This is a genomic window from Collinsella sp. LCP19S3_B11, from assembly GCF_052121915.1.
Classification (GTDB): Bacteria; Actinomycetota; Coriobacteriia; order Coriobacteriales; family Coriobacteriaceae; genus Collinsella.
The window spans coordinates 116,699-142,282 of the sequence record NZ_JBQKDI010000002.1; the positions used below are offsets into that span (position 1 = coordinate 116,699).

A 25,584-nucleotide genomic window follows, 5' to 3' on the forward strand; every position below is an offset into this window, starting at 1 on the left:
CATTTCGTGGCGGCATTCATGTGATGCGGCAAAGGGGCTGTCCCTTTGCCGCATTGCCTAGTCTAGGCGGACCGGATCGTGGGGGTAGGCGTTGAGGATCTCGACGCCGCTCTCGGTGACCAGGGCAAGGTCCTCGATGCGGACGCCGGTGCGGCCGGGGAGGTAGATGCCCGGCTCGATGGAAAACGTCATGCCCGGCTCCACGACCTGCTCGTTGACGAGCGAGACGTCGCCCGGCTCGTGGTCTTGCAGGCCGATCGAGTGTCCCAGACGGTGCGTAAAGTACTTGCCATAACCCGCGTCCTCAATCACGTCGCGCGCGGCACGGTCCAGGTCGCACATGCGCACGCCCGGGGCGATGAGCGCCTCGGCGGCCTCGTTGGCGCGGCGCACGATGTCGTAGATGCGTGCCGTCTCCTCGTCCGGCTCGCCCCAAAAGAACGTGCGCGTCATGTCCGAGCAATAGTTGCGGCGACGCCCGCCAATGTCGAACAGCACCACGTCGCCACGCTTGAGTACCGTATCGTCTGGCTCGTGGTGCGGGTCGCCGGCGTTGGCGCCAAAGCTCACGATGGGCGGAAAGCTAAAGCCCTCGCAATCGTGCTTGCGATACAGGCCAAGCATCTGGTCGGCGATCTCGCGCTCTGTCACGCCTTCGTGGACGAGCTCGATCGCGTCGGCCATCACGGCGTCGTTAGCGGCCGAGGACACGCGCATAAGCTCCTGCTCGGCGGCGTCTTTGTAGGTTCGCGCGGCGGTCACGGCATAATCGCCTAGGAAGAATTCGCTCGCGGCACGACGATCCATAAGGGGCATCAAGAAGCCGGAGCGCATGACGGTGTCGATGCCGAGCGGTTTGGTCGGATCAACCTCGCGAGCGATGGCGTCGGCCACGACGTCGGTATCGGTGTGGTACGCGACGCGGGCATTGTCATACTCGGGCAGCTGATGCAGCGCGTTGACCAAGATCACGGGCTCGCTACCGCGTGCGAGCAGTACGCCGCAAAAACGCTCGAACATATCGGCATAAAAGCCGGTCAGGTAATAAATCGACCACGGGTCGTTTACGAGCAGCTGCGCGCCGGGGTGCTGAGCCTCGAGCGCATCGAGCACGCGTGCCACGCGCTGGTCATCGACATGTGCCATACATCGTCCTTTCGTTAGGTTGCCACCATGGTATCCCCAATGCCAGGGTAGTCAATTTGGGACGGGGCTATTTTAGCTGCGTCAAACATGCGAGCTGATAGGTAAAAGTAGTCAATATGGTCCCGTCCCAAATGGGCTGGTTTCAAAACTATGGCGGATTACGGGGCTGGACCTGTATTACTTGACCATGGGAAAAATCGCGAAATTAAAACCGCAGGTAGAAGGCTTATCAATAATCGAAAATTGCCGGTATGGGTGGGGGTCTCCGAATCAGCCCCGTAATCCGGCATAGTTTTGAAATGGCACTAAAGTAGGCACAAGCTAAATACCGATCCCAAGGCAAGTTGCGGTGGAATAGTTCCTTGATGCCGGGGTTTTGGCGGAAATCGGGAATTATTTCACCGCAATTGAGGAGGGGCGGGGCGGATGCGGGGTAGCTAAAAGAGCACCGTCCCAAACGAGCTGCTTAGGCCGGGTCGATGTCCATGCTGGCGATGAGGTCGATGTTGGTGTTGAGGAGGTCCTCCAGCACGACGTCGCCCATGCGGATGGGGGCCTGGACGACCAAGCCGCGGATGAGGTCCATGGTCTGGGCATGGAGTTCGAGCGGGATGGCTTCGGCCGTGCGAATGGGCAGCAGCGCCTCGTCGCCGCCTGATACCGCCACGGTGGTAGTGAGGACGCGCATGGGGCAGGTGAGCTCCTGATGTGCGAACTTATCGCCGCGCGGGCAGCTGTTGCCGGTCACGGCGCGCACCGTCGCCACGCGGTCGTCGGCCCCGCGCTCCACTTCCACCGTAAGGAGGCACTCGGATGGGCAGGTGGTGCAGTTGAACTGTAGCGTCTCGATCGCATTTGTGCTCATGGCTATGCCTCCTCGACGGGCTCGACGGAAAGGATAATCTCGCTGGCACCCAGGTCGAGCGCTCGCTGTATCACCTTTGCCGGCAGCGGGAAGCTTTCCATAACACTCGGTTTAAACGCGCGGACCTTGCCCGTAAGCAGTTCCTCGTCGCCCGCCAGAATGCGCACGCGGGCGGCATCGACCGGCCGGCGCACGCGGAAGTTGAGCCTGGTGAGTGCCACGGCCGTAATGCGTCCCGGCAGCGCGTAGCCGGCGATGCCGGCAGGGGAGATCGTGAGCTGGCAGCCAGCGCCCGTTTCGACATCCGCGCCGGTCCCCAGCGCGTACGCCGCTGCAGCCGCACCGGCACGCTCGGACTCGGCCGTCACGTTATCGGCCAGGTCGTGCACGTGCAGCACGTTGCCGCAGGCAAAGATGCCTGGCACGCCCGTCTGCAGGCTCTGGTCCACCACGGCGCCGCGCGTGCGCGGGTCAAGCTCAACACCCGCGCCTACCGAAAGCTCGTTCTCGGGAATCAAACCTACCGAAAGCAGCAGTGTGTCGCACGGAACGATGCGCTCGGTCCCCGGAATGGGCGCCAGATTTTCGTCGACCTGGCTCACCTCGACGGCCTCCACGCGGTCGTGCCCAATCACGCGTGTGACGGTGGTGGACAGGTGCAGCGGAATGCCAAAATCGTCCAGGCAATTCTTTACATTGCGGCGCAGGCCGTTGGCGTATGGCATAAGCTCGTACACGCCCTCGACCGAAATCCCCTCGAGCGTGCAGCGACGCGCCATGATGAGCCCAATGTCGCCCGAGCCTAAAATGACGGCGCGCGAGCCGGGCTTGAGGTTGTCGATGTTGATGTATCGCTGCGCCAGGCCGGCGGTAAACACGCCGGCGGGGCGGCTGCCGGGAATCTTGATCTCGCTGCGCGTGCGCTCGCGACACCCCATGGCAAGGACGACGGCGCGCCCGGTGAGCTGCAACATGCCGGCGGGGCTCATGAGCGTGACGGTGTGTGCCGAGGCATCGCTCGCCGCGCCACTTGCGCCCGTGCCTGCGACTTTGTCCTCGCTTGAGTCGATCCCAATCACCGTACTGTCCAGGAACAGTGCGATATCGGTTTCGCGCACCTGGTCGATAAAGCGCTGTGCGTACTCGGGACCGGTCAGTTCCTGCTTAAAGTGTGAGAGGCCAAAGCCCGGGTGGATGCACTGGCGCAGGATGCCGCCCAGGTGCTGCTCGCGCTCTACGATGGCCACGCGCGCTCCGGCCTTGTGTGCAGCAAGTGAGGCCGCCATGCCGGCAGGTCCGCCGCCGATAACGACTACGTCGAACGCCTGCGTCTGCACGGCGCCGGCGGTAATTGATACCTTGTCGGCATCTGCGCAAGTGCACTCGACGCCCGATACCGCACCCATATCGATACTCGTCGCCATCCTAGCGCACCCCCTTCAAAGGTCCCTCAACGAGCCACGAGCCAGTGTCCTCCAGCAGCACCTCGCTGGGATCGCAGCCCAGCTCGCGGGCCAGAATCCGCACCACGCGGCTCTGGCAAAAGCCGCTCTGGCACCGACCCATGCCGGCACGGCAGCGGCGTTTGACGCCCTCGACCGAAACCGCACCCGGGCGGCGTCGGATCGCGGCCACGATTTCGGCCTCGGGCACCGTCTCGCAGCGGCAGACAATCTGCCCCCACGCGGGGTCGGACTCGATCAGCTTTTCCTTGCGCGCAAGCGGAGCGCGGTCAAAGTCGTCCGGCGCGCGGCGAATCGGATCCCATTCGGCCCGCTCGCGCAAAGCAACACCCGCCTCGCGCAGCACCTGCTCCATTCGCTCGGCAATGGCCGGAGCGCTCGCTACGCCCGGCGACTGAATGCCCGCCGCCTGGAACAGCCCCGGCACCACAGCGGACTGTCCAATAAAAAAGTCGTTCGTTCCCTTAATGACCGGACGCCCGCCGGCAAACGCTCGCACCACGCGGCGCGTATCCAGATCGGGCACCAGCTTGCGCGCGCCGCCCAACAGCGCGCTTACGTCGCCCGCATAGGTCTGCGTGTCGCCCGCCTCGCGCACAGCGGCCGTCGCGGTGATCACCGTGTTGCCGTGGACGGTGCCCGTAACGATGACGCCCTTGGAAACCGGCGTGGGAACGGGGTAGAGCGGCATGAGTGCGCGCGGCTCCTTGTCCAGCACCACAATGTTGCCCTGGCGCCAGACCATCTGGAACTCCTCGGCGCCCGCCATATGCGAGATGTCTGCGGCGCCGTTGCCCGCCGCGTTAATCAAATAGCGGCAGCGCACATCACCGGCCGGTGTTACCAGCGTAAAACGAGCGGTCCCGTCACCGCTCCTGTCGCCAGCGCCGGGAGCTACCTCGATCGTCTCCACCGGTGCGGAGCGCACAAACGTCACGCCGTTGGCGACCGCGTTCTCCATCGCGGCGATGGCGACCTCAAACGGATCGACATAGCCGGTCGAGGGACACCACAGCGCGCACGTGGCCTGGGCGCTGGCGCGCGGCTCCAGCTCGTGGATGCGCTCGGCCCCGATGATCGCCAACTCGGGTACGCCGTTTGCCAGCCCGTTGCTTTGCAGCTGCTCCAGCTGCGCGCGGTCTTGGTCGCTAAATCCCAGCACCATGGACCCGGTGCGGCAAAACAAAAAGCCCAGCTCCTGGGCCCACGTGCCATATAGCTCGCAGCCGCGGGCGTTGACCTGGGCCTTAACCGTGCCCGGCGCCGGATCGTAGCCGGCGTGCACCAGACCGCCGTTGGCCTTCGACGCGCCCAGGGCAATGTCGTTGGCCGCCTCGACCACGCAGATGGACAGGTCATAGCGTGCGAGCTGCCGCGCGATGGCGCATCCGGTGATGCCCGCGCCCACAATCGCGATATCAAACGTTTCCGTCACAGTGCCTCCAAGACGAGTTGACAGGCTGTCAATAAGGCTATCCTACGGTGTGCGCATCCCCCGCGCAGCGGCAATGCGGCGAACAGTCCCGCTGCATCCGCCAACGGCAGGCGAGGGGAGACTCAGGTCAATCGGTGACCTCGTCTGGCACCCCTGTTGTCAAAGGTTTGTCTCGTTCTGTAACGGTAAGCAGAAGAGTTGGGTTCCAGATGTTACAGATCGAGACGTTTGCCAGGCGGGCCCTCTGTTTGTCTTGATTTGTAACAGTAAGAGTAGAAAATCGGTCCTATGTGTTATAGATTGAGATTTAAAGTCAGGGAGGGGTCATCTGTCTCGATCTGTAACATCTCGGGACCGTTTTGGGGTCTAGATGTTACAGATTTAGATGAACCCATCGGTCGGTTTCGAATGTCTAAATCTGTAACAGTTAGACCTGTTTTTGCCGAGTTGTTGTTACAGATTGAGATATTGAGATTGGACATTATCCTTTGTCTTGATCTGTAACAGATAGAAGGGGTTCTGGCCCCTAGTTGTTACAGATTGAGATATTTAACGGAGGGCTCACCGTTCATCTTGATCTGTAACAGTAGGGACTGATTTTGGAGTCAAGATGTTACAGATCGAGATTGTAGTCGGGGAGAGAACGGTTTGTCTAATTCTGTAACATCTGGACCCGGATTCCGCTCTCACCTGTTACAGATTGAGATGTTTCTATCCGCCCATGCCTGCGACCTGCCAAATCGTTAACCCCCGTGTTACACTAACTCGAGTTGTAACTACCCCGAAAGGTACCCGTAATGTCCAAGTACATCTCCGAGCTCATGTCGCCGCAGCTTATGGGCGTCATCTATGCCTTTGTTGGCTTTATCATCGCCCTGTACGTGCTGTCGGTCGTCTATGTGTTTATTGACGCCCGCCGCCGCGGCGCCAGTGCCTACGTGGCATGGGGCATCATTGCCCTCATCCCGTTCGTGGGTCTCATCGCCTACCTGGTCCTGCGCCCGCACTCCTACGCGGCCGACCGCGAGGAGCAGGAGCTGGACATGGCCCTGCGCGAGCGTCAGCTTGCCCAGTACGGCACCTGCCCGCAGTGCGGCGCCCCCATCGAGAAGGACTTTGTCGTCTGCCCCGTTTGCGACACCCAGGTTCGCAACGTGTGCCCCAGCTGCCATCGCCCGCTCGACGCGCACTGGAAGGTCTGCCCCTACTGCCGAACTCGCATCCAGTAACGCATCCATCGCCGGGCCGGCCGCAAGCCACGGGCACGCCGCGCGCCACGCGAACGCCGCGCGCTCCGCACGCGCCCCACACGATGAAGCATGCGTAGAAATTCGCCCGCCGTGCCATTCAGGTGCGGCGGGCGCTTGTATACCTAGGTAACCTGCCTATAATGATGCAAGTCAAAACGCACGCGCCGGCAAGCGCAATGCACACCGCACGGCGCCAAGCAGCACTTGCACAAGGCATCCGAGAGGAGAAAACATACCCATGAAGGCACTCTACAATGACGGTTCGGTGGCCGAGCTCCCGCAGGACGAGGTCACGCACGTCATCCGCCACTCCGCCGCGCATATCATGGCGCAGGCCATCAAACGCCTGTACCCCCAGGCCGATTTTGCCTACGGCCCCGCGACCGACAACGGCTTTTACTACGACGTCGACCTGCCCGAGGGCGTCAAGATCAGCGAGGACGATTTCCCCGCGATCGAGGCCGAGATGAAAAAGATCGTCAAGGAGAACCTCAAGTTCACCGTGTACGAGAAGCCCCGTGCCGAGGCTATCGCCCTTATGGAGGAGCGCGGCGAGAAGTACAAGGTCGAGCACATCGGCGATCTGGACGACGACGCCCGCATCACCTTCTACCAGCAGGGCGACTACATCGACATGTGCGTCGGCCCCCATATCTGCTACACCAAGGCCCTCAAGGCCTTTAAGCTCACCGGTGTCTCGGGCGCCTACTGGAAGGGCGACAAGGACAACAAGATGCTCACCCGCATCAACGGCGTCGCCTTTGCCACCAAGGAAGAGCTCGACGAGCATATGCACATGCTGGAGGAGGCCAAGAAGCGCGACCACCGCAAGATCGGCCGCGAGATGGACCTCTTTATGATGCGCGACGAGGCCCCCGGCTTCCCGTTCTTCCTGCCCAACGGCATGATCCTTAAGAACACGCTGCTGGACTACTGGCGCGAGATCCACCACAAGGCCGGCTACGTGGAGATCTCCACGCCGCTCATCATGAACAAACAGCTGTGGAAGACCTCGGGCCACTGGGACCACTACAAGGACAACATGTACTCCACCGTCATCGACGACGAGGAGTACTGCATTAAGCCCATGAACTGCCCGGGCGGCGTGCTGGTGTACGCCTCCAAGCCGCACTCCTACCGCGAGCTGCCCATCCGCGCCGGCGAGATTGGCCTGGTGCACCGCCACGAGCTGCGCGGCGCCCTGCACGGCCTGTTCCGCGTGCGCTGCTTTAACCAGGACGACGCCCACCTGTTTGTGCGCCCCGACCAGCTGACCGACGAGATTGTGGGCGTGGTCAACCTTATCGACTCCGTATACCAGAAGTTTGGCTTTAAGTATCACGTTGAGCTTTCCACCCGCCCCGAGGACTCCATGGGCTCCGACGAGGACTGGGCTCGCGCCGAAGAGGGCCTGCGCACCGCTCTTGAGCAGCTGCACATGGACTACGAGGTCAACGAGGGCGACGGCGCCTTCTATGGCCCCAAGATCGACTTCCACCTGGAGGACTCGCTCGGCCGTACCTGGCAGTGCGGTACCGTGCAGCTCGACTTCCAGATGCCGCTCAACTTTGATCTGGAGTACGTGGATGCCGACGGCACCAAGAAGCGCCCCATTATGCTGCACCGCGTGTGCTTTGGCTCCATCGAGCGCTTTATTGGCATTCTGATCGAGCACTTTGCGGGCAAGTTCCCCACCTGGCTGGCTCCCGTGCAGGTCAAGGCGCTTCCGGTCTCCGAGAAGAGCCGCGACTATGCCCACGAGGTGTGCGCCAAGCTGGAAGAGGCCGGCATTCGTGTGGTCTGCGACGACCGCGACGAGAAGATCGGCTACAAGATCCGCGAGGCCCGCAGCATCGACCGCGTGCCCTATATGCTCATCCTGGGCGAGAAGGAGGTCGAGGCCGGCAACATCTCCGTCCGCGACCGCTCCAACGAGACCGTTCAGATGAGCGTCGACGAGTTTGTTGCCAAGGTGACCGAGGAGATCAAGACTCGCGCCTAGCACAATCAATACAAGAATTAACAAAAGCGATCGTCCTCGCGGGCGGTCGCCTTTTTTGTTGTCTATAGAAGAAGAGCCGCAGGTTAGAGCGGCTTTTTTGTTGCGCAAAAATGTACAGGTTTTTGTAGTGGGGAATGGAGATGTGTCCGCTCGCGCCGCAATTTGTGCAATCTGGGAAAACGGTCTGGATTTATTCGTATAATGAGCTTCGTCGAAAGATACGAAAACCTGTACTTTTGCGACTGCGCCTAGTTGCGAGCGAGAAGCCTGTTCTTAACGCCTCTTCATCCGCGTGTGTCGCGGATGCAAGTTAAGGGGGCGAGAGATGGAACAGACGATGCGGCGCCAAGAGCAGCTGCCCGGTGCCTTTAGTGGCGCTACTACCAACAGCCAGCACGGCCGCGTCCGCTGGTATCTGGTCCACACCCCCAATGGTAAAGAGCGCGAGACCTGCGAAAAGGTCCGCCGCATTATCCCGCACGAGCTAATGCAGGACGCTTTTGTGATGCAAAAGGAGTTCTGGTTTAAGCGGGACGGCGCCTGGTCGCTCCAAACCAAACCCATGTACAAGGAATACTTCTTCGTCGCCACGCACGATGCCGCCATGCTCGACAAGGCTTTGGCCCAGTTGAGCTTTGGCTGTCGCATTGCCGGCAGCAGGGAGCGGGCTTATGCGGCCATGCCGGACGATGCACAGGACTGGTACCGCAGCGTGCTCGACGACGACGGCGTGGTGCGCAACAGCGTAGCCCGCATAGAAGACGGCGTGCTGCATATAGAGCAAGGGCCCTTGGTGGGGCAAGAGGCCCGTGTAAAGAAGATCGACCGTCATAAGCGCTGGTGCCTGGTAGACGTGGGCGAAGGCGACTCCGCTTTTAGGGAGCTGCTTCCGCTGGACGTGCTCAGCAAGACGTAAGGGGACGTCGCACTGGCAATTCATTCGCAATTTGAATTCATCGATTGGGGGATCCCTGGGGACAGGGACGTGGATTTGAACTTGACTACTAAAGAAGTGACAGGGCAAAACGTGCCGGTGGGGGCCGCGCTTATAGCCCAGGCCATGAGTGGCGGCGAGGTGAGCGTGCGCTACAAGGCCATGCAGGCCGTGAAGGACTGGGACCGCACGCGCCTGGGCTACCGTGCCGTGAAGCGCGCCTTCGACATCGTGTTCAGCGGCTGCGTGCTGGCCGTCATCGCCGTACCGAGCCTGGTGCTCGCAGCGGCCATCCGCCTGGAGAGCGAGGGCAACCCGTTCTACAGCCAGATCCGCGTGGGCCAGACCCACCGCGACGGCAGCCTGTCCACCTTCCGCATGTGGAAGTTCCGCAGCATGTACAAGGACGCCGACGAGCGCCTCGCCGAGCTCAAGGGGCAGAACGAGATCGACGGCGCCATGTTCAAGATGAGGGAAGACCCCCGCGTCACCAAGATCGGCAAGTTCATCCGCAAGCACTCCATCGACGAGTTCCCGCAGTTCGTCAACGTGTTCCTGGGCCAGATGTCCGTCGTTGGCCCGCGCCCGCCGCTGCCCAACGAGGTGGCGGAGTACACCGAGTTCGACCTGCAGCGCCTGGCCGTGAAGCCCGGGATCACCGGCTGGTGGCAGGTTACTGACCGTAACTCGACCGGCTTCGACGGAATGGTCCAGCGCGACCTGGAGTACATCGCCAACAGCGGTGTCGTCACCGACCTCAAGATTGTCGCCCTCACGGTGATCGAGGTTATCACCGGCAAAGGTGCGTGCTAGATGCGCATCGCGATGATCGGACACAAGAGATACGGCTCCCGCGAGGGCGGCGTAGAGGTCGTCGTGACCGAGCTCTCCCGCCGCATGGCGGCGCTCGGTCACGAGGTTACCTGCTACGACCGTTCCGGTGTGGACGTCATGACCGGCGACGCCGCGGACGTCCGAGAACGCATGGTCGACGGCGTTCGCGTCGTGCCGGTTAAGACAATCGACAAGAAGGGGCTCGCTGCCCTCTCGTCCTCATATTGTGCTACCAAGGTGGCTATCAAGGACCGTCCCGATGTGATTCATTATCACGCCGAGGGTCCTTGCGTGCCGCTTGCGCTGGCCAAGCGCGCGGGCATTCGCACCGTCGCTACCATCCACGGCCTGGACTGGCAGCGTGCCAAGTGGGGAAAGCTCGCCAGCACGTACATCAAGATGGGGGAGAGGGCGGCTGCCACAAAAGCAGATGGCCTCATCGTCCTGTCCAAATCGGCCCAGTCCTACTTCGAGGACGTCTACGGCCGCACGGCGACGTTCATCCCCAACGGTATCGAGCCGAAGCGTCCGAGACCGGTCAACCAGATAAAGGAGAAGTGGGGGCTCGACGAGGGCACCTACCTGCTGTACCTGGGCAGGCTCGTCCCCGAGAAGCGCCCCGAGCTCCTGATCGAGGCCTTCAAGAAGCTCGATACGGAGAAGAGCCTCGTCATCGCCGGCGGCGGTTCGGACACATCCGAGTACGAGGCTTCGCTGCGCGTGGCTGCGCAGGGCGACCCGCGCGTCCTCTTCACTGGTTTCGTCACCGGCGAGCCCTTGGAGGAGCTGTACTCCAACTGCTATGCCTACGTGTTGCCCTCCGACGTGGAGGGCATGCCCATGAGCCTGCTGGAGGCTATGGCATACGGCCGCTGCTGCGTGACGAGCGACATCCCCGAGTGCGCGGACGTCCTCGCCGGCAACGGCGTGACGTTCGAGAAGGGGAGTGCCGATTCCCTGCGGTCCGCGCTGCGAGCCCTGCTCGCGGACGCTGGTCGCGCAGGCGCCCTCGGCGCCGCCGCCAAGGCGCATGCCGAGAAAACCTACAACTGGGACTCCGTCGTCGAGCGGGCCCTCGAGCTCTACAAGGGGAGTGCCCGATGAAGATTATCTTGGTAAATAAGTTCCATTACCTCAAGGGCGGTTCTGAGACATACTACTTCGGACTCGCTGAGGGTCTGAAGGCCCTTGGGCACGAGGTACATTTCTTTGCAATGGAGGGTTCGGAGAACGTTCCCTGCGAAGACTCCGACCTCTTTGTGTCCGCAAAAGACTACAACGGTCCCACGTCGCTGTCTCAGAAAGTTACGGCGGCGACCTCACTGATCTATTCAAAAGAGGCAAGGGATAAATTCCAAGCCCTCTGCGAGCGCGTCCACCCGGACGTCGTGCACATGAATCTCGTGCATCGGCAGATCACGCTCTCCATTCTGGACGCCCCGTATCTCAAACAGCATAGGGTTCCGGTCCTGTTCACTTCCCACGATTACATTCTGGTCTGCCCGAATTACGTGATGCTCGATGGCTCGGGCGCTGTGTGCGATGCCTGTTTGGGTGGTCATTTCTCTAATTGCCTAAAGCGTAAATGCGTGAAGGGTTCCACCGCAAAGAGCGGTATGGGTATGCTCGAAGCGGACTATCTTAAGCTGCATCGCTCGTACAGCAAGATCGACTGCATCGTTGTTCCCTCGCAATTCATGAGGAACAAGCTTCTCGAGGGCGGTTTTCCCACCCAGCAAGTCGTCTATATGCAGAACTTCGCAAAACAGGAGATTCTAGACAACGCGGTAGACGGTACAGATAGAACCGATCGAGACGATCCTTACCTCCTGTTCTTCGGGCGCCTCTCGAGCGAGAAAGGCGTTGACATACTTGTCGAAGCGTTCATCAATGCGCTTCCGTCCCTGCCCGACAACTTAAGACTCGTGATCGCAGGAGACGGGCCCGAGAGGCAAAGCATCGAAGACAGGATCGCGGCCGCGGGCCCCGAAGCTTCAGGTCGTATCGAGCTGGTCGGTTTTCAAAGCGGTGCCGACATGCGGCGCTACACGGAGCGTGCCACCCTGGCCATCGCGAGCTCGCGCTGGAGAGAGAACATGCCTTATTCCATTGTCGAGGCATTTGCGTTGGGAACCCCGGTCATCGGGACCGACATCGGTGGTATCCCCGAGCTTGTCGATGATGGGCGCACTGGCCTTCTTTGCGAGCCGGGCGATGTCGATTCTCTGTCCCAGGCGATATTGCGCGGCGCGGCGTTGGTCAAAGACAGGGACGCCTACGCGGCGATGCAGGCGAACTGCCGCTCTTACGTTCTCGACCGCTGTTCGCAGGACAAGTACATGAACGATCTCGTGGCTCTCTACCGGGAGCTCATCGATAGCAAGAAGGGAAACTAACCCACATGGCAGAAAAGAAACTCAACGGTACCGTCATCGTCACCTACCGCTGCAACGCGCGCTGTACCATGTGCAACCGCTACAAGGCTCCCAGCCGCCCGGAGGAGGAGCTCTCCATCGAGACCATTAAGAAGCTCCCCAAGATGTACTTCACCAACATCACCGGCGGCGAGCCCTTCATCCGACAGGACCTCAAGGACATCGTGCGCGAGCTCTACAAGAAGTCCGACCGCATCGTGATCTCCACCAACGGCTTCTTCACCGACCGCATCATCGACCTGTGCGAGGAGTTCCCCAACGTCGGCATCCGCATCTCCATCGAGGGCCTGCAGCAGACCAACGACAAGATCCGCGGCCTGGAGAACGGCTACAACCGCGGCTACGCCACGCTCAAGAAACTCGTCGAGCTCAAGCACCCCGACGTTGGCTTCGGCATGACGGTGCAGGACCTCAACGCGCCCGACCTGGTGCCCCTCTACAAGATCTCGGACGAGCTGGGCATGGAGTTCGCCACGGCGTCGCTGCACAACAGCTTCTACTTCGTCGAGGCCAAGAACATCATCCACGACCGCCCCATGGTGGCCAAGAATTTCGAGGACCTGGTCAACGAGCTGCTCAGGTCCAACAGCCCCAAGAAGTGGTTCCGCGCCTACTTCAACCACGGCCTCATCAACTATATCTACGGCCAGCCGCGCCTGTTGCCCTGCGATATGGCGTTCGACACCTTCTTCATCGACCCCTACGGCGACGTCATGCCCTGCAACGGCACCAAGGACAAGGAGGTCATGGGCAACCTCAACGAGGAGTCCTGGGACGAGCTCTGGAACTCCGACCAGGCCGAGAAGGTCCGCGCGAAGGTCCGCCACTGCGACCGCAACTGCTGGATGATCGGCTCGGTGAGCCCGGCCATGCACAAGTACATCTGGAAGCCCGGCTGGTGGGTGCTCAAGCACAAGGTGAAGGCCCTGTTTACCAAGAGGCCCTACGACATGCACGAGCTCAAGGTCGTGCGCGATTACGAGGAGGGTCGCGTGACCAAGGAGCAGCTCGACGCCTGCTCAACCTGCGACCTGTGCGCAAAGATCAATGACGGCCTGTCCGAGGCGTCGAAGGCTGACGCCCACGTGTACGAGACGCATGAGGCGCTGTAAGTGAATCCAAAGAAGACCATAAAAAACCTATTTGGTGCTTTTCGAGGTGTGATTGCCGGTGCCAATGTAGGTGAAAGAGTATATATAGGCACTCATGTTCATATCGTTAACGGTGCTTCTCTTGCAATCGGAAATGATGTTCAGATTCGGCCCTTCTGCGATTTGTTTGCGGGGGGGGGTGGCATCGTGCTTGGTAATAGGTGCGATATAGGGACCCGTTGTCGTCTCGATGGGAATATTGTCCTTGGCCAGGCGGTATTGCTTGGACCTGATAACTACATCTCTTCCGAAGATCATCGCTATGCGGATGTGTCTATTCCGGTTATGGATCAGGGCACTTATGCGCCTAGGAGAAATGGTCACTCTGATTTGCGAATCGGAGAGGGCTCTTGGGTGGGTGCTCACTGTTCGATAGTCGGGGATGTCCATATTGGAAAGCACTGTGTCATTGGTTCTAATTCAGTTGTGACTCACGATGTGCCGGATTATTGTGTCGTGGCTGGTGCGCCTGCGCGGATTATAAAGTGCTGGGACTCATCGACCTTATCTTGGGTGCGTGGCTATTATGAATAAAGTTCTTATGCTTGTTAATTGGAAGGTTCGCTACTGCAAAGAGGAACCCTCCGATCTTCAGCCGCCCGATTTCGTGTGCGAGGGAGAGCCCTATTGGTTTTTCCGTTATTTCAAAGGCGATTGGGATGTGGATGTCGTTGACGTTCGCTCCCTACCCGCGATAGAGCGATTTGAAAAAGAGAATCTACGGTTTTATATCATCCAGACCTTGCGTGTCATACCGCGGCTCGGCGAGTATGACCTGATCGTGTCCCACGGAATGCAATCGGGCGTGCTCTTGAGTCTTTGGCGAAGGCTGTTCAAGACGAAGGCGAAGCATGTTGTTTTCGATATCGGATCGTTTGCTAGCGCATCCGAGGAAGGCATGGCCCTTAAGTTGATGCAGATGGCAAGTAAGTCTATTGACGGGCTTATTTATCATACGAGCAGCCAAATTACGTATTATCGAAAGTTTTTTCCTTGGCTTGTAGATAAGGCTCAGTTCATTCCATTCGGGACTGACCTTGAGTTCTTTGAGGCCGATGATGTTTCGCCGTTCTTTGATGGACGTCCCTACTGCACCTGTATCGGGTCTGCGAAGAGGGACTGGGATACCGTGGTCGAGGCATATCGCTCGTTGAAAACCGATTTGCGTCTTAAGATAATCGGCTACGTCGATGATAAATATCTTGGGATACCGGGCGTTGACATGATTCCCGCTGTGCCTGTTCAAGAAATGCGCAGCTATATCAAGGGCGCCCTGTTCTGTGTTCTTCCGCTCGAGGTCTATAACTATTCGTATGGCCAGATGACGCTAATGCAGCAAATGGCCATGGGAAAATGCGTGGTCGCCGCAGAAGCTCCGAGTCTTGTTGATTATGCGGTTGACGGGGAAAGCGCGGTTTTCTATCGACCCTTAGATGTAGACGATTGTTCAAAGAAATTACGCTCAGTAATTGAGAATAAAGACTATCGCGAGCGTATTGGGTCCCTCGCCCCTGTTTGGCTAAGGGATGAGCGCAACGAGGAGAAAATGGCGCATGAAATTGAAAGTTGTTTTTGTAAATGGTTGAGGGGGACAAATGTATAACTCAACGCCCCTGGTAAGCGTGGTTCTGCCCATCTTCAACGTTGAACGTTATCTTGATCAATGTGTTTCAAGCGTCTTGAACCAGACATACAAAAATCTTGAGGTCATTCTTGTTGACGATGGATCCGAGGATTCTTGTCCGCAGAAATGCAATCTCTGGGCAGTGGAGGATTCGAGAGTAAAGGTTATTCATAAGAAAAACCAAGGCCTCGGCATGGCCCGCAATAGCGGTATCGAGATAGCTACAGGTGACTATATTTGCTTCTTTGACAGTGATGACTATATCGATTTGGATGCAATTGAACAGTGCGTTTCTCGGGTTGTAATCGATCGGTCTGATTTTGTTTTGTTCGGAATGCGCTCTGTCTCTACAGACGGCAACAGCATCTTAAACGAAGTGATTCCACGATGCCCTAAAGAAGTATTTGAAGGCGAAGAGATCCGAGCGGATTTTCTTCCTTTCTATATCGGTGCCAATTGGGATACCGGTGAAAACTGGAATTTGATGGCTACGGCCTGGGATTGCATGATTGATCGTCAATTACTGACTTCAAACAAATTTCAGTTTGTGTCCGAGAGGGAGATAATATCTGAAGACGTGTATTCAATGCTCGGGCTGTTTCGATATGTGCGCCGCGTTTCTGTTATCGGTAGGGCTTTTTATAATTATCGAACTAATCCCAAGTCACTGACTCACGTATATCGACCCGATAGGTTATCGCGAATAAAAGAGTTTTACATAGCTTGCCGTAAGCTATCAATTGAATGCGGTTATTCCGAGAACGTTCGGGACCGCTTGATGGAGCCCTATGTCTCTTTTGTTATAGCAGCTCTAAAAGATTTGGCCCAATCTAGCGAATCGCAAGCCGTAAAAAGGGTCTATTTTACAGAGCTGGCAAACGACTCGTTATTCAATGAGGTTAGAAGCAAAGCGTGTGGAAGTTCCCATTTTGGATGGAAGCGAAGATTGCTGCTGCGATTGCTTCACGGTCGAGGAATTGGTTTTGCTCAATTGCTCTGTGTTTGCGGATGAAACTGATCGGTTGAAATCTATGGCACGAGTATCTAATTACCGCACTGCTATAACTATTGGGAATGAGAAACGGGCGTGAACAAACTTGACAAAGATTGTTGCGATAAACAATAGATTAGTAGACTACCCCCTTCTAACAGGAAAGACGTTTACGCTCTTTGTGCTCTTCTTTACGATTGTGATGGAGTGTCTGATCGCGGAGCTCGGTTTCCCGGCTACCATTAGATATTTTAACGACGTGCTTATTCTGATATTGATGTTAGGTATGCTGTTGAGACCTGGCCACGTTGTTAAAAGCGTTGGTATTCCTATCGCGTTGTCAACGGCAGTACTATTTTTGATATTCACCCTAAGCGCCGTTGTAAATGACGTCAGAATGCCGCTTTATCTTTGGGCTGTAAGAAATACTTTTCGAGGCATTGCGTTCTTTTATGCATGCGTCATTTATCTCCGTAAGGAAGATCTTACTGGTATTTTCGACGCATTTCTTTTGCTTCAGGGAATCAGTGTTGTCCTAGTCTTATACCAGCATTTTATGTTGGGTTTGAATATGGATGAAACTGGCGGTATTTTTGGACATGGTAACGGAGCGGGTGTAAATCCATTTAATGCGTTGCTGTTTTCATTTTTCTTCAACCAATATTTAGCTGGCAAGACTAGCCTTGGAAAGTTGGGCTTTGCCCTCATTTCCTCGCTTGTAATTGCAGCAATCGCTGAGGAAAAAATCACCTTTGTATATTTCATAATCATTGCTTGCGTTAGCATTCTATTGAGCAAAACAAGTTTTAGGTTGACGGTTGCTGTTTTTGTCGTCGTTGCTGCGGGCTGGATCGGCTTAACCATACTGAAGAGTATGTATCCAGCGATGTTCGACGTCATGAGTTCCATAGACAAAATGGAAGATTACCTGATGACGAGCTATGAATCGGGATATATGCTTCCAAGGATTGGGTCTTTTCCGATTATCCAATCTTTATTTTTTAAACATGATGCGATACATAATCTACTTGGTGTAGGTTTTGGTAATGGAGAAACGTCCACCTTTTCCTTTCTTGTTGGCCCATACTACGCCCTTTATGGCTACTTAAACTATCGCTGGTTCACACATCAGTGGGTTTTTCTGGAATGTGGTTACCTTGGCTTTGCATGCTATCTTGGCTTCTTTTTGGTTATTGGTTTATGTCTTTTAAACCTGCGTCGCAAGGTTAACCGAGACCTGCTTCCTTATCTAACTTGTGGTTTTGCGCTTGTCATCTGCACGGTTATTTCGATCTGGTACAACGCTACCTTAAAAGTTGACATGTGCTACCTGCTTTTCTTTTCGTTAGCTATAGGTTTTATTGCGTCTTCTGCTAGAGAGGAGAAGGTGCCACGGTGAAACGTTGCGTTTTTATTTTGCCTTGGTTTGGTCCTTTACGGAATTACTTCAGCTTATTTTTGCGTTCGTGTGAAGCTAATCCGAATTATGATTGGCTTCTGATAACTGATCAAACGATACCCGAGGTTCCCGGGAATGTTGAGATCGTATCTATGACATTCCCCGAATTTCAAGCATACGTCCAGTCGAAGTTCGACTTTCCTCTTGCCCTTAATAGACCTTATAAGATTTGCGATTTTAAGCCAGCACTTGGGTATGTTCTTGAGGATAAATTAAAGGAATATGAGTATTGGGCTCACTGCGATTGTGACTTGGTGTTCGGACAATTGGATCAATATCTTGAGCCGTTGCTTGATTCTGGGTACGACAAATTGTTCGCTGCTGGCCACCTAACGATTTACCGCAATGTCCCTGAAGTAAATAGGCTCTTTATGTCACGCGACTGTGATGGCGAAAGCATGTATCGTATGGCTTTTTCTCATTTGGAGTCATTTGCTTTCGATGAGATGCTGTGGGCGCGCAACATTCATACGCTTTTCATCGAACAGGGTGCGTCTGTATACGAGGATGACCTGTCTTTTAACGCTTCAACGAAGTATTTTGAACTTCGACGCGAATACTATGATCCTAACGTTCGAAGGTGGATAGTCCAGAATCAGACTCCGAAGGCACTTTGGGTTGATGCGTCTGGTATACATGGCTTCTATCAATCAAGCGGAGTCTCCAAGGTGCAGTCGTATATCTACGCACATCTACAAGGTCGTAAAATGCGCATACCGGCCAACGGAAGTTTGGATTCATCGGTTCAAATTGGTCCTGACTGGTTTGCCACACTTGAGGAATCTACTGGATCTTCAGGGGTTCCCTCTGGGCTGCATTCTAGTTTTCCCTCTTATAAAGCGATGCGCCTGGCTTTACGGAGGATCAAAGTATCAATTATTAACACCGATACCGACCCTTCGAATATTGATCCCTATCTCCCCTATATATAGAAAGTGGATCTCCATGATTCCTAAAATCATTCATTATTGCTGGTTTGGCGGTGTTCCTTTAGGTGAGAAGGAGCGTGCCTGTATAGAATCCTGGAAGAAGTTCTGTCCTGATTACGAAATAAAACGTTGGGACGAGACTAACTATGATGTCAGGAAAAATAAATACATGAGCGACGCTTACGATCACAAGAAGTGGGCATTTGTTTCCGATTATGCGAGGGTCGATGTCGTCAATCAATTTGGCGGCCTGTATTTTGATACGGATGTTGAGCTGGTTCGTTCCCCTGATGAGCTCTTGGATTGCGGCTTATTTTGTGGTTGGGAAAATCGCAATGGAATGGCCGACAATAACGTAGCCTTTGATAATTCTGTTGCGTTTGGCTTGGGTTTTGGCGCGATTGCTTCGCATCCTGTCTTAATCGAGATACTTAACCTATATGAAACTCTTGATTTTGTTAGAGAAGATGGCACATTAAACCTTCTTGCTTGTCCTGCGTATCAAACCGACGTACTCAGGCGACATGGTTTGGATGTTTCGAGCGCCACGCGTCAATCATTCGAGGATATTGAAGTATATCCAGAGGATTGGTTTTCTCCGCAATCGCAGCTTACGGGTGAAACGGTGCTAACTCCCAATACCGTGAGCATCCATCATTTCTCGATGACCTGGATGGAACCAGCAGTCCGTCGCGAGCTGGACATGGAGTGGAAGCTAATTTCGAAGTTGGGCTACCGCGCGGGGCATTTCTTTGCGCGATGCCTGACTGTCCCCACGCGACTGATGCGTAAGATCTGTACACTATTCCAATAAGCTGAGTAAAGGATTCGGCTCGTAGCGCTCTTCCAGTGGCTGCTTTGCTTTTTTGATTGTTTTTCCCATATTTTACGATTAGGGTCGATTGCAAATAACGTTCGGTGAAGGACCATACAATTAGCAATTTATGAATTGCCACTCCAAGAAAGCCGCGCGCTGGTTCTTCCCTTTATTAATTGCTTGCAAGCAGGATAAGAGATTGATTCCTGCTCTAGTTGAGGAGTTGACTATTAGGGCATGCCTATTGTTCTGTCCAAGATAAAAGAGAAGTACGGGGAACTTAGCGCACCTATTAAGGCGTCGCTATGGTTTACAGTTTGCAGCTTTGTACAGAAGGGCATTTCATTTATCACGGTGCCCATTTTCACTAGGCTTATGTCAACGGAGCAATATGGTATTTATGCTCTATACCAATCTTGGGATAGCGTACTTGTCATTTTCGCGACACTGAATCTCAATTATCAGGTTTTCAATAATGGCCTTGTTAGGTATGAGACTGATCGAGATGGCTATACAACTTCGATGCTTGGCCTCTCTAATGTGTGTACAGCAGTGCTGTTCTTGCTCTATTTGTCGCTACGTAATTGGATTAATGCTGTTTCTGGGCTTAACACCCCTTTGTTTCTTCTTATGTTTCTACAGTACTTCTTTTACCAGGCACTGTCTCTCTGGGGCGTAAAAGAACGTTTCTTCTATCGCTATCGAAAACTTACTTTAATAACTCTCGGGTCAGCCTTTCTGTCTTCTGTGCTTGGCGTCGCTGCTGTTATATTTTGTAACGATAAGGTCATCGCGCGAATTGCGTCGTTGGTTCTCATCAATGTTGTTGTCGGTCTTTGTATCTATATCTCAATTCTTCGAAAAAGTCGAAAGTTTGTTTGCTTTGAGTACTGGCGATTTGCTCTTAGGCTTGATTTGCCCCTCATTCCGCACTATCTTTCCATGTCAGTTCTTGAATCTTCTGATCGTATTATAATTTCGAATATATGTGGTGCTGGTTTTACAGCTTTTTATAGCGTGTCTTATAATATCGCCGGAATTCTCAATATGCTTATTTCAAGCATAAATGGCTCCTATATTCCCTGGTTTTATCAGAGTATGTCTGCTCGCGACTATGGGGCTATCAAGACCGTATCCGCTGCACTGCTTGTTTTTGTCGGCGGCTGTTCACTTTTGCCGGCTCTATTTGGCCCTGAAGTTATTCAACTACTTGGGTCGAAGAAATATATGGAAGGCGTTTGGGTAATGCCAGCTGTTTCGGCGGGCGTCTATTTCGTCTTTTTATACACGTTGTTCTCGAATTACGAACTGTATTACGAACGCAGCGGCTTAATCATGCTTGCGTCAATTACTGCTGCATTTCTTAATATTGGACTCAATCTTCTGCTAATTCCGGTATTCGGTTTTGTTGCCGCTGGATATACCACCCTAGCTTGCTATATTGCTCTTTCCATATTTCATTATTTGGCGATGAAGCATATTTCTAAAGAGACACGAGATAGGGAGATTCCGTTCGATATGTGTTTGGTGGTCGGAATATCGTTGGCCGTCCTCATTTTGAGCATAGGGGTATCCTTCACGTATTTTTATGCCCCTGTGCGATACGCATGCATTCTTGCTCTTATGGTGGTTGGGATTTTAAAGCGCAGTGTTGTATTTGACCTAATCTCGAAAATGAAGGCTAACCAATGAGCTTGCCGCTGAGCATTTCTCAGAAAGGGTTTGCCGACACGTTATTCTGTCTCCAAGGTTTGTGCGCGCCTACGAAGTGCCTCAAATTTCAGAATATATGGGGAAGATAAATGATGCTCGGATTTTGATGCCTTATATGCAGAGGGCTAGTAGGACCTAAGAGCAATGTAATCGTGGCATGTAAAGGCTGAAGATTCCAAAAATCTATTGTTAGCACTGTTGTCTGAATACTGTTGGGAAGGTATTTCGGAATATATGAAAGGCATCATCCTCGCCGGCGGGTCCGGCACCCGCCTGTACCCGCTCACGCTCGTGACCTCCAAGCAGCTGCTGCCGGTCTACGACAAGCCCATGATCTACTACCCGCTGTCCACCCTCATGCTGGCGGGCATCCGGGACATCCTGGTCATCTCCACGCCGACCGACCTGCCCAACTTCGAGCGCCTGCTCGGGGACGGCTCGCGCTACGGCGTGAACCTCTCCTACGCCGAACAGCCGAGCCCTGACGGTCTGGCCCAGGCATTCACCATCGGCGAGGAGTTCATTAACGGCGAGCCGTGCGCCCTGGTGCTCGGCGACAACATCTTCTACGGCAACGGCCTGTCGCGCCACCTGAAGAAGGCCGTCGAGAATGCGCAGTCGGGCCGCGCCACCGTCTTCGGCTATCACGTGGACGACCCCGAGCGCTTCGGCGTCGTGGAGTTCGATGCGCAGGGGAGGGCCGTCTCCATCGAGGAGAAGCCCGAGCGCCCCAAGAGCTCCTACGCCGTCACCGGCCTGTACTTCTACCCGGGCGACGTGGCCGCCAAGGCGCATGAGGTCAAGCCGTCCGCGCGCGGCGAGCTGGAGATCACCGACCTCAACCGGATGTACCTGGGGGAGGGGACGCTGTCCGTCGTCACCCTCGGCCGCGGCTACGCGTGGCTGGACACCGGCACCATGGAGAGCCTGCACGAGGCCGCGGAGTTCGTCCGCGCCGTGGAGCACTCCCAGGACCTGCCCGTGTCCGTGCCCGAGGAGATCGCCTGGGAGAACGGCTGGATCACCACCGAGGGGCTCAAGGAGGCCGCCGAGGCCTACGGCAAGTCGGTCTACGGCCGGCACCTGAAGAAGGTCGCCGCCGGCGAGATCGTCAACAGCCCGCGCGAGTACTAGGAACTGAGGAGATACGAACATGGCAGAGGAGACCTTCTCCCCGAAAAATATTATCGTCACGGGCGGCTGCGGCTTCATCGGCAGCAACTTCGTGCACTACGTGGTCGACAACCACCCCGGGGTGCACGTGACCGTCCTGGACAAGCTGACCTACGCCGGCAACCCCGATAACATCGCCGGGCTGCCCTCCGACCGCGTGGAGCTCGTCGTGGGCGACATCTGCGATGCCGAGCTTCTCGAGAAGATCGTCCCGGGCCACGACGCCATCGTGCACTACGCCGCCGAGAGCCACAACGACAACTCCATCGCCGACCCCGAGCCCTTCCTGCGCACCAACGTCGAGGGCACCTTCCGCCTGCTGGAGGCCGTCCGCAAGTACGGCGTCCGCTACCACCACGTCTCCACCGACGAGGTCTACGGCGACCTGGCGCTCGACGACCCCGCCAAGTTCACCGAGGAGACGCCGTATCACCCGAGCAGCCCGTACTCGAGCACCAAGGCGAGCTCCGACATGCTCGTGCGCGCCTGGACCCGCACCTACGGCCTTCGCACCACGATCTCCAACTGCTCCAACAACTACGGCCCCTACCAGCACGTGGAGAAGTTCATCCCCAGGCAGATCACCAACATCGTCGACGGCGTGCGCCCCAAGCTCTACGGCCGCGGCGAGAACGTCCGCGACTGGATCCACACCGAGGACCACTCCAGCGCCGTCTGGGACATCCTCACAAAGGGCCGCATGGGGGAGACCTACCTCATCGGGGCCGACGGCGAGAAGAACAACATCACCGTCCTGCGCATGATCCTGGAGGCGATGGGAAAGGATCCGGACGACTTCGACTGGGTCGCCGACCGCCCCGGCCACGACCGCCGGTACGCAATCGATAGCACGAAGCTCCAGCGCGAGCTCGGCTGGAGGCCGGCCCACACCGACTTCGCCGAGGGCCTGAAGCAGACGATCGACTGGTACGTCGCCAACGAGTCCTGGTGGCGCCCGGCCAAGGAGGCCACCGAGGCCCGCTACCGCGCGCAGGGCCAGTAGGAGGGGAGAGACCAACATGGCAGACATCGCATTCGAGAAGGACCTCTCCGTCGCCGAGACCGGCATCGAGGGCCTCAAGCTCGTCGACCTGGCCGTCCACGGCGACTCGCGCGGCTGGTTCAAGGAGAACTGGCAGCGCGCCAAGATGACCGCTCTGGGCATCCCCGACCTCCGCTTCGTCCAGAACAACATCTCCTACAACGAGAAGAGGGGCGTCACTCGCGGCATCCACGCGGAGCCCTGGGACAAGTTCATCTCCGTGGCCCGCGGCTCGGTCTTCGGCGCCTGGGTGGACCTGCGCGAGGGCAGCGCCACCTACGGCAAGGTTTTCACCTGTACGCTCGACCCGTCCAGGGCCATCTACGTCCCGCGCGGCGTGGGCAACTCCTTCCAGGCGCTCGAGGACGGCACCGCCTACACCTACCTGGTGGACGCCCACTGGTCGCTGGAGCTCAAGAGGACCTACACCTTTGTGAACCTCGCCGATCCCGAGCTCGCCATCGAGTGGCCGATCCCGCTGGATCAGGCCACCCTCTCCGAGGCCGACCTGAAACATCCGATGCTGAAAGACGTCGTCCCCATGGCGCCCAGGAGGACGCTGGTCACCGGCTGCAACGGCCAGCTGGGCTGCGCGGTGCGTGCGCTCGCCGAGGAGCGCGGCATCGCCAAGGACTTCGACTTCTGCGACATCGACACCTTCGACATGTCCGACCCGGAGTCCTACGCTCAGTACGACTGGTCGCTCTACGGCACGGTCATCAACTGCGGCGCCTACACCGCCGTGGATAAAGCGGAGACCCCCGAGGGCCGCGCGACCGCCTGGAAGGCCAACGCGACCGGGCCGGCGCTTCTGGCCCGCACCTGCGCCGGGCACGGGATCACCCTCGTCCACGTGTCCAGCGACTACGTCTTCGACGGCGCCGCCGAGGCGCATACCGAGTGGGAGCCCCTCAGCCCGCTTTCCGTCTACGGCCAGACCAAGGCCGCCGGCGACATCGCCGTGGCAGGGTGCCCGCGCCACTACATCATGCGCTCCAGCTGGGTCATCGGCGAGGGCCACAACTTCGTGAAGACCATGAAGGGCCTGTCTGACCGCGTCGCCGACCCGGATGACAAACTGGACAAGGTCACCGTAGTAGACGACCAGCTTGGCCGCCTGACCTTCACGCGCGACATGGCCGAGGCCATCTTCCACGTGCTGGGCTCGCACGCCCCCTACGGGACCTATAACTGCACCGGCTCCGGCGCCGTCAAGTCCTGGGCGGACATCGCCCGCGCCGTCTTCGAGGCAGCCAACGGCAACGGCGAGAAGGTCGTGCCGGTATCGACCGCCGACTACTACGCGAGCGCCGCCGGCCCCGTCGCCCCGCGCCCGGTCCACTCCGCGCTCGACCTGTCCAGGCTCGAGTCCGTCGGCTTCCATATGCCCGACTGGGAGGAAGAGCTGGGGGAGTATCTCAAGACGCTCTAGCAGCTTAGTGGCTCGTCGGGAAACCCGGCGAGCCACTATTTATTTAGTCTTGAGCAATTTGCATCACGACTTAGGGCCTTCTTGCCGATATGTTCATCCAAATCCAGCAGTTTCCGCTGCAGTCAGCATACTCGATTCGATTTTTGGCCAATCCAAGGTCTATAAGTTGTTTTGCCAATGGTATGTCCCTGCGCTCAACAAAGGCCTGGCCATTTGGAAACGCAATTGCACGCAGCGAGTTCAAATAGTGCTGAGTCGTCTCGTCCATATCTTTACCTCCTTTCGGGGCTTGATTTACAACCCATATATTCGGCTATCTGTCAAATACCATCGTGCGGGATTGAGCCACCTTGTGTCTCTCAAATTAATGAGTATTGCGAGAGTGCTGTCGAAAACGACCGCAGCGGCTCACTCTTCATTTAGGTTAAAGGCTTACAACTCGACCACAAACCTCCAACGCAGCAGATCGATGAGTGACGATGATGACGGTACGGCCGAGATTTCGCATGCGGTCCAGCATTTCTCGCTCGGTCTTGGGGTCGAGGGCCGATGTGCATTCATCGAGCAAAAGCACGGGTGGCCGGAGTAGGCCGCACGCGCAACGGTAAGGCGTTGCTCCAGGTCTCCGTACCAGTTGTCGCTGGTGTCGTCCCAGGTTAGGTCCATCTGGCACCATTTGCCGTCGATCTTTACGGCGTTCCAGGTGTGGCCGTTGCCGGTGATGCGCCCGTTGGCGATGCCTGCAGCGTCAAGGAGCTTGGAGTAGATGCGCTGGTAGCTCTCGCAGGTGCCCTGGTGGTGCGTGAGGCCGCTTTCGGCCGAGCACCAGTTGAGACTGTGGTCGTACTCCAGCTGGTCGAGCGTCCAGTCGTGGAGCCACAGCGCCATG

The 25,584-nt window shown here is 56.6% G+C and carries 23 protein-coding genes; 17 read left to right on the forward strand and 6 right to left on the reverse strand.

The features are described 5' to 3' along the window. Nucleotides 1–57: 57 nt before the first annotated feature. The 4 genes from ACTQV4_RS02130 to ACTQV4_RS02145 all read right to left on the reverse strand — a co-directional run bounded on the left by ACTQV4_RS02130 (nt 58) and on the right by ACTQV4_RS02145 (nt 4,909). Nucleotides 58–1,146, reverse strand: a complete 1,089-nt coding sequence (locus ACTQV4_RS02130; RefSeq protein WP_441569191.1) for a M24 family metallopeptidase — start codon at nt 1,144–1,146, stop codon at nt 58–60. Between the two features lie 466 nt (nt 1,147–1,612). Beyond that, nucleotides 1,613–2,011 (reverse strand): DUF1667 domain-containing protein, encoded by a 399-nt coding sequence (locus ACTQV4_RS02135; protein ID WP_441569192.1) that lies wholly within the window; start codon nt 2,009–2,011, stop codon nt 1,613–1,615. A gap of 2 nt (nt 2,012–2,013) precedes the next feature. Beyond that, nucleotides 2,014–3,435: an NAD(P)/FAD-dependent oxidoreductase gene (locus tag ACTQV4_RS02140; RefSeq protein ID WP_441569193.1), complete on the reverse strand. Its 1,422-nt coding sequence runs from the start codon at nt 3,433–3,435 to the stop codon at nt 2,014–2,016. A 1-nt stretch (nt 3,436) separates the two neighbouring features. Next, complete coding sequence (locus tag ACTQV4_RS02145) at nt 3,437–4,909, reverse strand: NAD(P)/FAD-dependent oxidoreductase (RefSeq protein WP_441569194.1); 1,473 nt, start codon at nt 4,907–4,909, stop codon at nt 3,437–3,439. A gap of 797 nt (nt 4,910–5,706) precedes the next feature. Between ACTQV4_RS02145 and ACTQV4_RS02150 the strand changes: the two genes are divergently transcribed. The 17 genes from ACTQV4_RS02150 to ACTQV4_RS02230 all read left to right on the forward strand — a co-directional run bounded on the left by ACTQV4_RS02150 (nt 5,707) and on the right by ACTQV4_RS02230 (nt 24,695). Further along, complete coding sequence (locus ACTQV4_RS02150; RefSeq protein WP_006234085.1) at nt 5,707–6,138, forward strand: double zinc ribbon domain-containing protein; 432 nt, start codon at nt 5,707–5,709, stop codon at nt 6,136–6,138. Between the two features lie 259 nt (nt 6,139–6,397). Next, complete coding sequence (gene thrS, locus ACTQV4_RS02155; RefSeq protein WP_035138071.1) at nt 6,398–8,161, forward strand: threonine--tRNA ligase; 1,764 nt, start codon at nt 6,398–6,400, stop codon at nt 8,159–8,161. 325 nt (nt 8,162–8,486) lie between these two features. Next, nucleotides 8,487–9,077, forward strand: coding sequence for a hypothetical protein (locus ACTQV4_RS02160; protein ID WP_441569195.1), 591 nt, complete (start codon nt 8,487–8,489; stop codon nt 9,075–9,077). Between the two features lie 81 nt (nt 9,078–9,158). Further along, on the forward strand, nt 9,159–9,908 hold the full coding sequence (locus ACTQV4_RS02165; RefSeq protein WP_441569196.1) for a sugar transferase: 750 nt from the start codon (nt 9,159–9,161) through the stop codon (nt 9,906–9,908). Then, nucleotides 9,909–11,033: a glycosyltransferase family 4 protein gene (locus ACTQV4_RS02170; protein WP_441569197.1), complete on the forward strand. Its 1,125-nt coding sequence runs from the start codon at nt 9,909–9,911 to the stop codon at nt 11,031–11,033. It begins immediately after the preceding gene. After that, entirely contained in the window at nt 11,030–12,325 is a 1,296-nt protein-coding gene (locus ACTQV4_RS02175) for a glycosyltransferase family 4 protein (RefSeq protein ID WP_441569198.1), read from the forward strand. The genes ACTQV4_RS02170 and ACTQV4_RS02175 overlap by 4 nt, the downstream gene beginning before the upstream one ends. A 5-nt stretch (nt 12,326–12,330) precedes the next feature. Beyond that, nucleotides 12,331–13,476, forward strand: coding sequence for a radical SAM protein (locus tag ACTQV4_RS02180; protein ID WP_441569199.1), 1,146 nt, complete (start codon nt 12,331–12,333; stop codon nt 13,474–13,476). After that, on the forward strand, nt 13,477–14,049 hold the full coding sequence (locus tag ACTQV4_RS02185; RefSeq protein WP_441569200.1) for an acyltransferase: 573 nt from the start codon (nt 13,477–13,479) through the stop codon (nt 14,047–14,049). It begins immediately after the preceding gene. Further along, entirely contained in the window at nt 14,042–15,118 is a 1,077-nt protein-coding gene (locus ACTQV4_RS02190; RefSeq protein ID WP_441569201.1) for a glycosyltransferase family 4 protein, read from the forward strand. The genes ACTQV4_RS02185 and ACTQV4_RS02190 overlap by 8 nt, the downstream gene beginning before the upstream one ends. 19 nt (nt 15,119–15,137) lie before the next feature. Continuing rightward, entirely contained in the window at nt 15,138–16,151 is a 1,014-nt protein-coding gene (locus ACTQV4_RS02195) for a glycosyltransferase family 2 protein (protein WP_441569202.1), read from the forward strand. 160 nt (nt 16,152–16,311) lie between these two features. Then, a complete protein-coding gene (locus tag ACTQV4_RS02200) occupies nt 16,312–17,529 on the forward strand; it encodes a hypothetical protein (protein WP_441569203.1) in 1,218 nt (405 codons plus the stop codon). Further along, entirely contained in the window at nt 17,526–18,521 is a 996-nt protein-coding gene (locus tag ACTQV4_RS02205) for a DUF6625 family protein (RefSeq protein WP_441569204.1), read from the forward strand. Before ACTQV4_RS02200 ends, ACTQV4_RS02205 begins: the two co-directional genes overlap by 4 nt. A gap of 13 nt (nt 18,522–18,534) precedes the next feature. After that, nucleotides 18,535–19,332: a glycosyltransferase family 32 protein gene (locus ACTQV4_RS02210; RefSeq protein ID WP_441569205.1), complete on the forward strand. Its 798-nt coding sequence runs from the start codon at nt 18,535–18,537 to the stop codon at nt 19,330–19,332. 240 nt (nt 19,333–19,572) lie between these two features. Beyond that, entirely contained in the window at nt 19,573–21,027 is a 1,455-nt protein-coding gene (locus tag ACTQV4_RS02215) for a lipopolysaccharide biosynthesis protein (RefSeq protein WP_441569206.1), read from the forward strand. Nucleotides 21,028–21,282: 255 nt separating this feature from the next. Continuing rightward, nucleotides 21,283–22,182 carry a glucose-1-phosphate thymidylyltransferase RfbA gene (gene rfbA / locus ACTQV4_RS02220; protein WP_441569235.1) on the forward strand — a complete coding sequence of 300 codons (900 nt, stop codon included), beginning with the start codon at nt 21,283–21,285 and terminating at the stop codon, nt 22,180–22,182. A gap of 19 nt (nt 22,183–22,201) precedes the next feature. Continuing rightward, a complete protein-coding gene (rfbB, locus tag ACTQV4_RS02225; RefSeq protein ID WP_441569207.1) occupies nt 22,202–23,224 on the forward strand; it encodes a dTDP-glucose 4,6-dehydratase in 1,023 nt (340 codons plus the stop codon). 16 nt (nt 23,225–23,240) lie between these two features. Next, nucleotides 23,241–24,695 carry a sugar nucleotide-binding protein gene (locus ACTQV4_RS02230; RefSeq protein ID WP_441569208.1) on the forward strand — a complete coding sequence of 485 codons (1,455 nt, stop codon included), beginning with the start codon at nt 23,241–23,243 and terminating at the stop codon, nt 24,693–24,695. A gap of 70 nt (nt 24,696–24,765) precedes the next feature. Here the strand turns inward: ACTQV4_RS02230 and ACTQV4_RS02235 are convergent, their stop codons facing one another. Both ACTQV4_RS02235 and ACTQV4_RS02240 read right to left on the reverse strand, forming a co-directional pair. After that, nucleotides 24,766–24,963: a hypothetical protein gene (locus tag ACTQV4_RS02235; RefSeq protein ID WP_368144376.1), complete on the reverse strand. Its 198-nt coding sequence runs from the start codon at nt 24,961–24,963 to the stop codon at nt 24,766–24,768. Between the two features lie 164 nt (nt 24,964–25,127). Further along, entirely contained in the window at nt 25,128–25,583 is a 456-nt protein-coding gene (locus ACTQV4_RS02240; RefSeq protein WP_441569209.1) for a transglutaminase domain-containing protein, read from the reverse strand. Between the last annotated feature and the right edge of the window lies 1 nt (nt 25,584).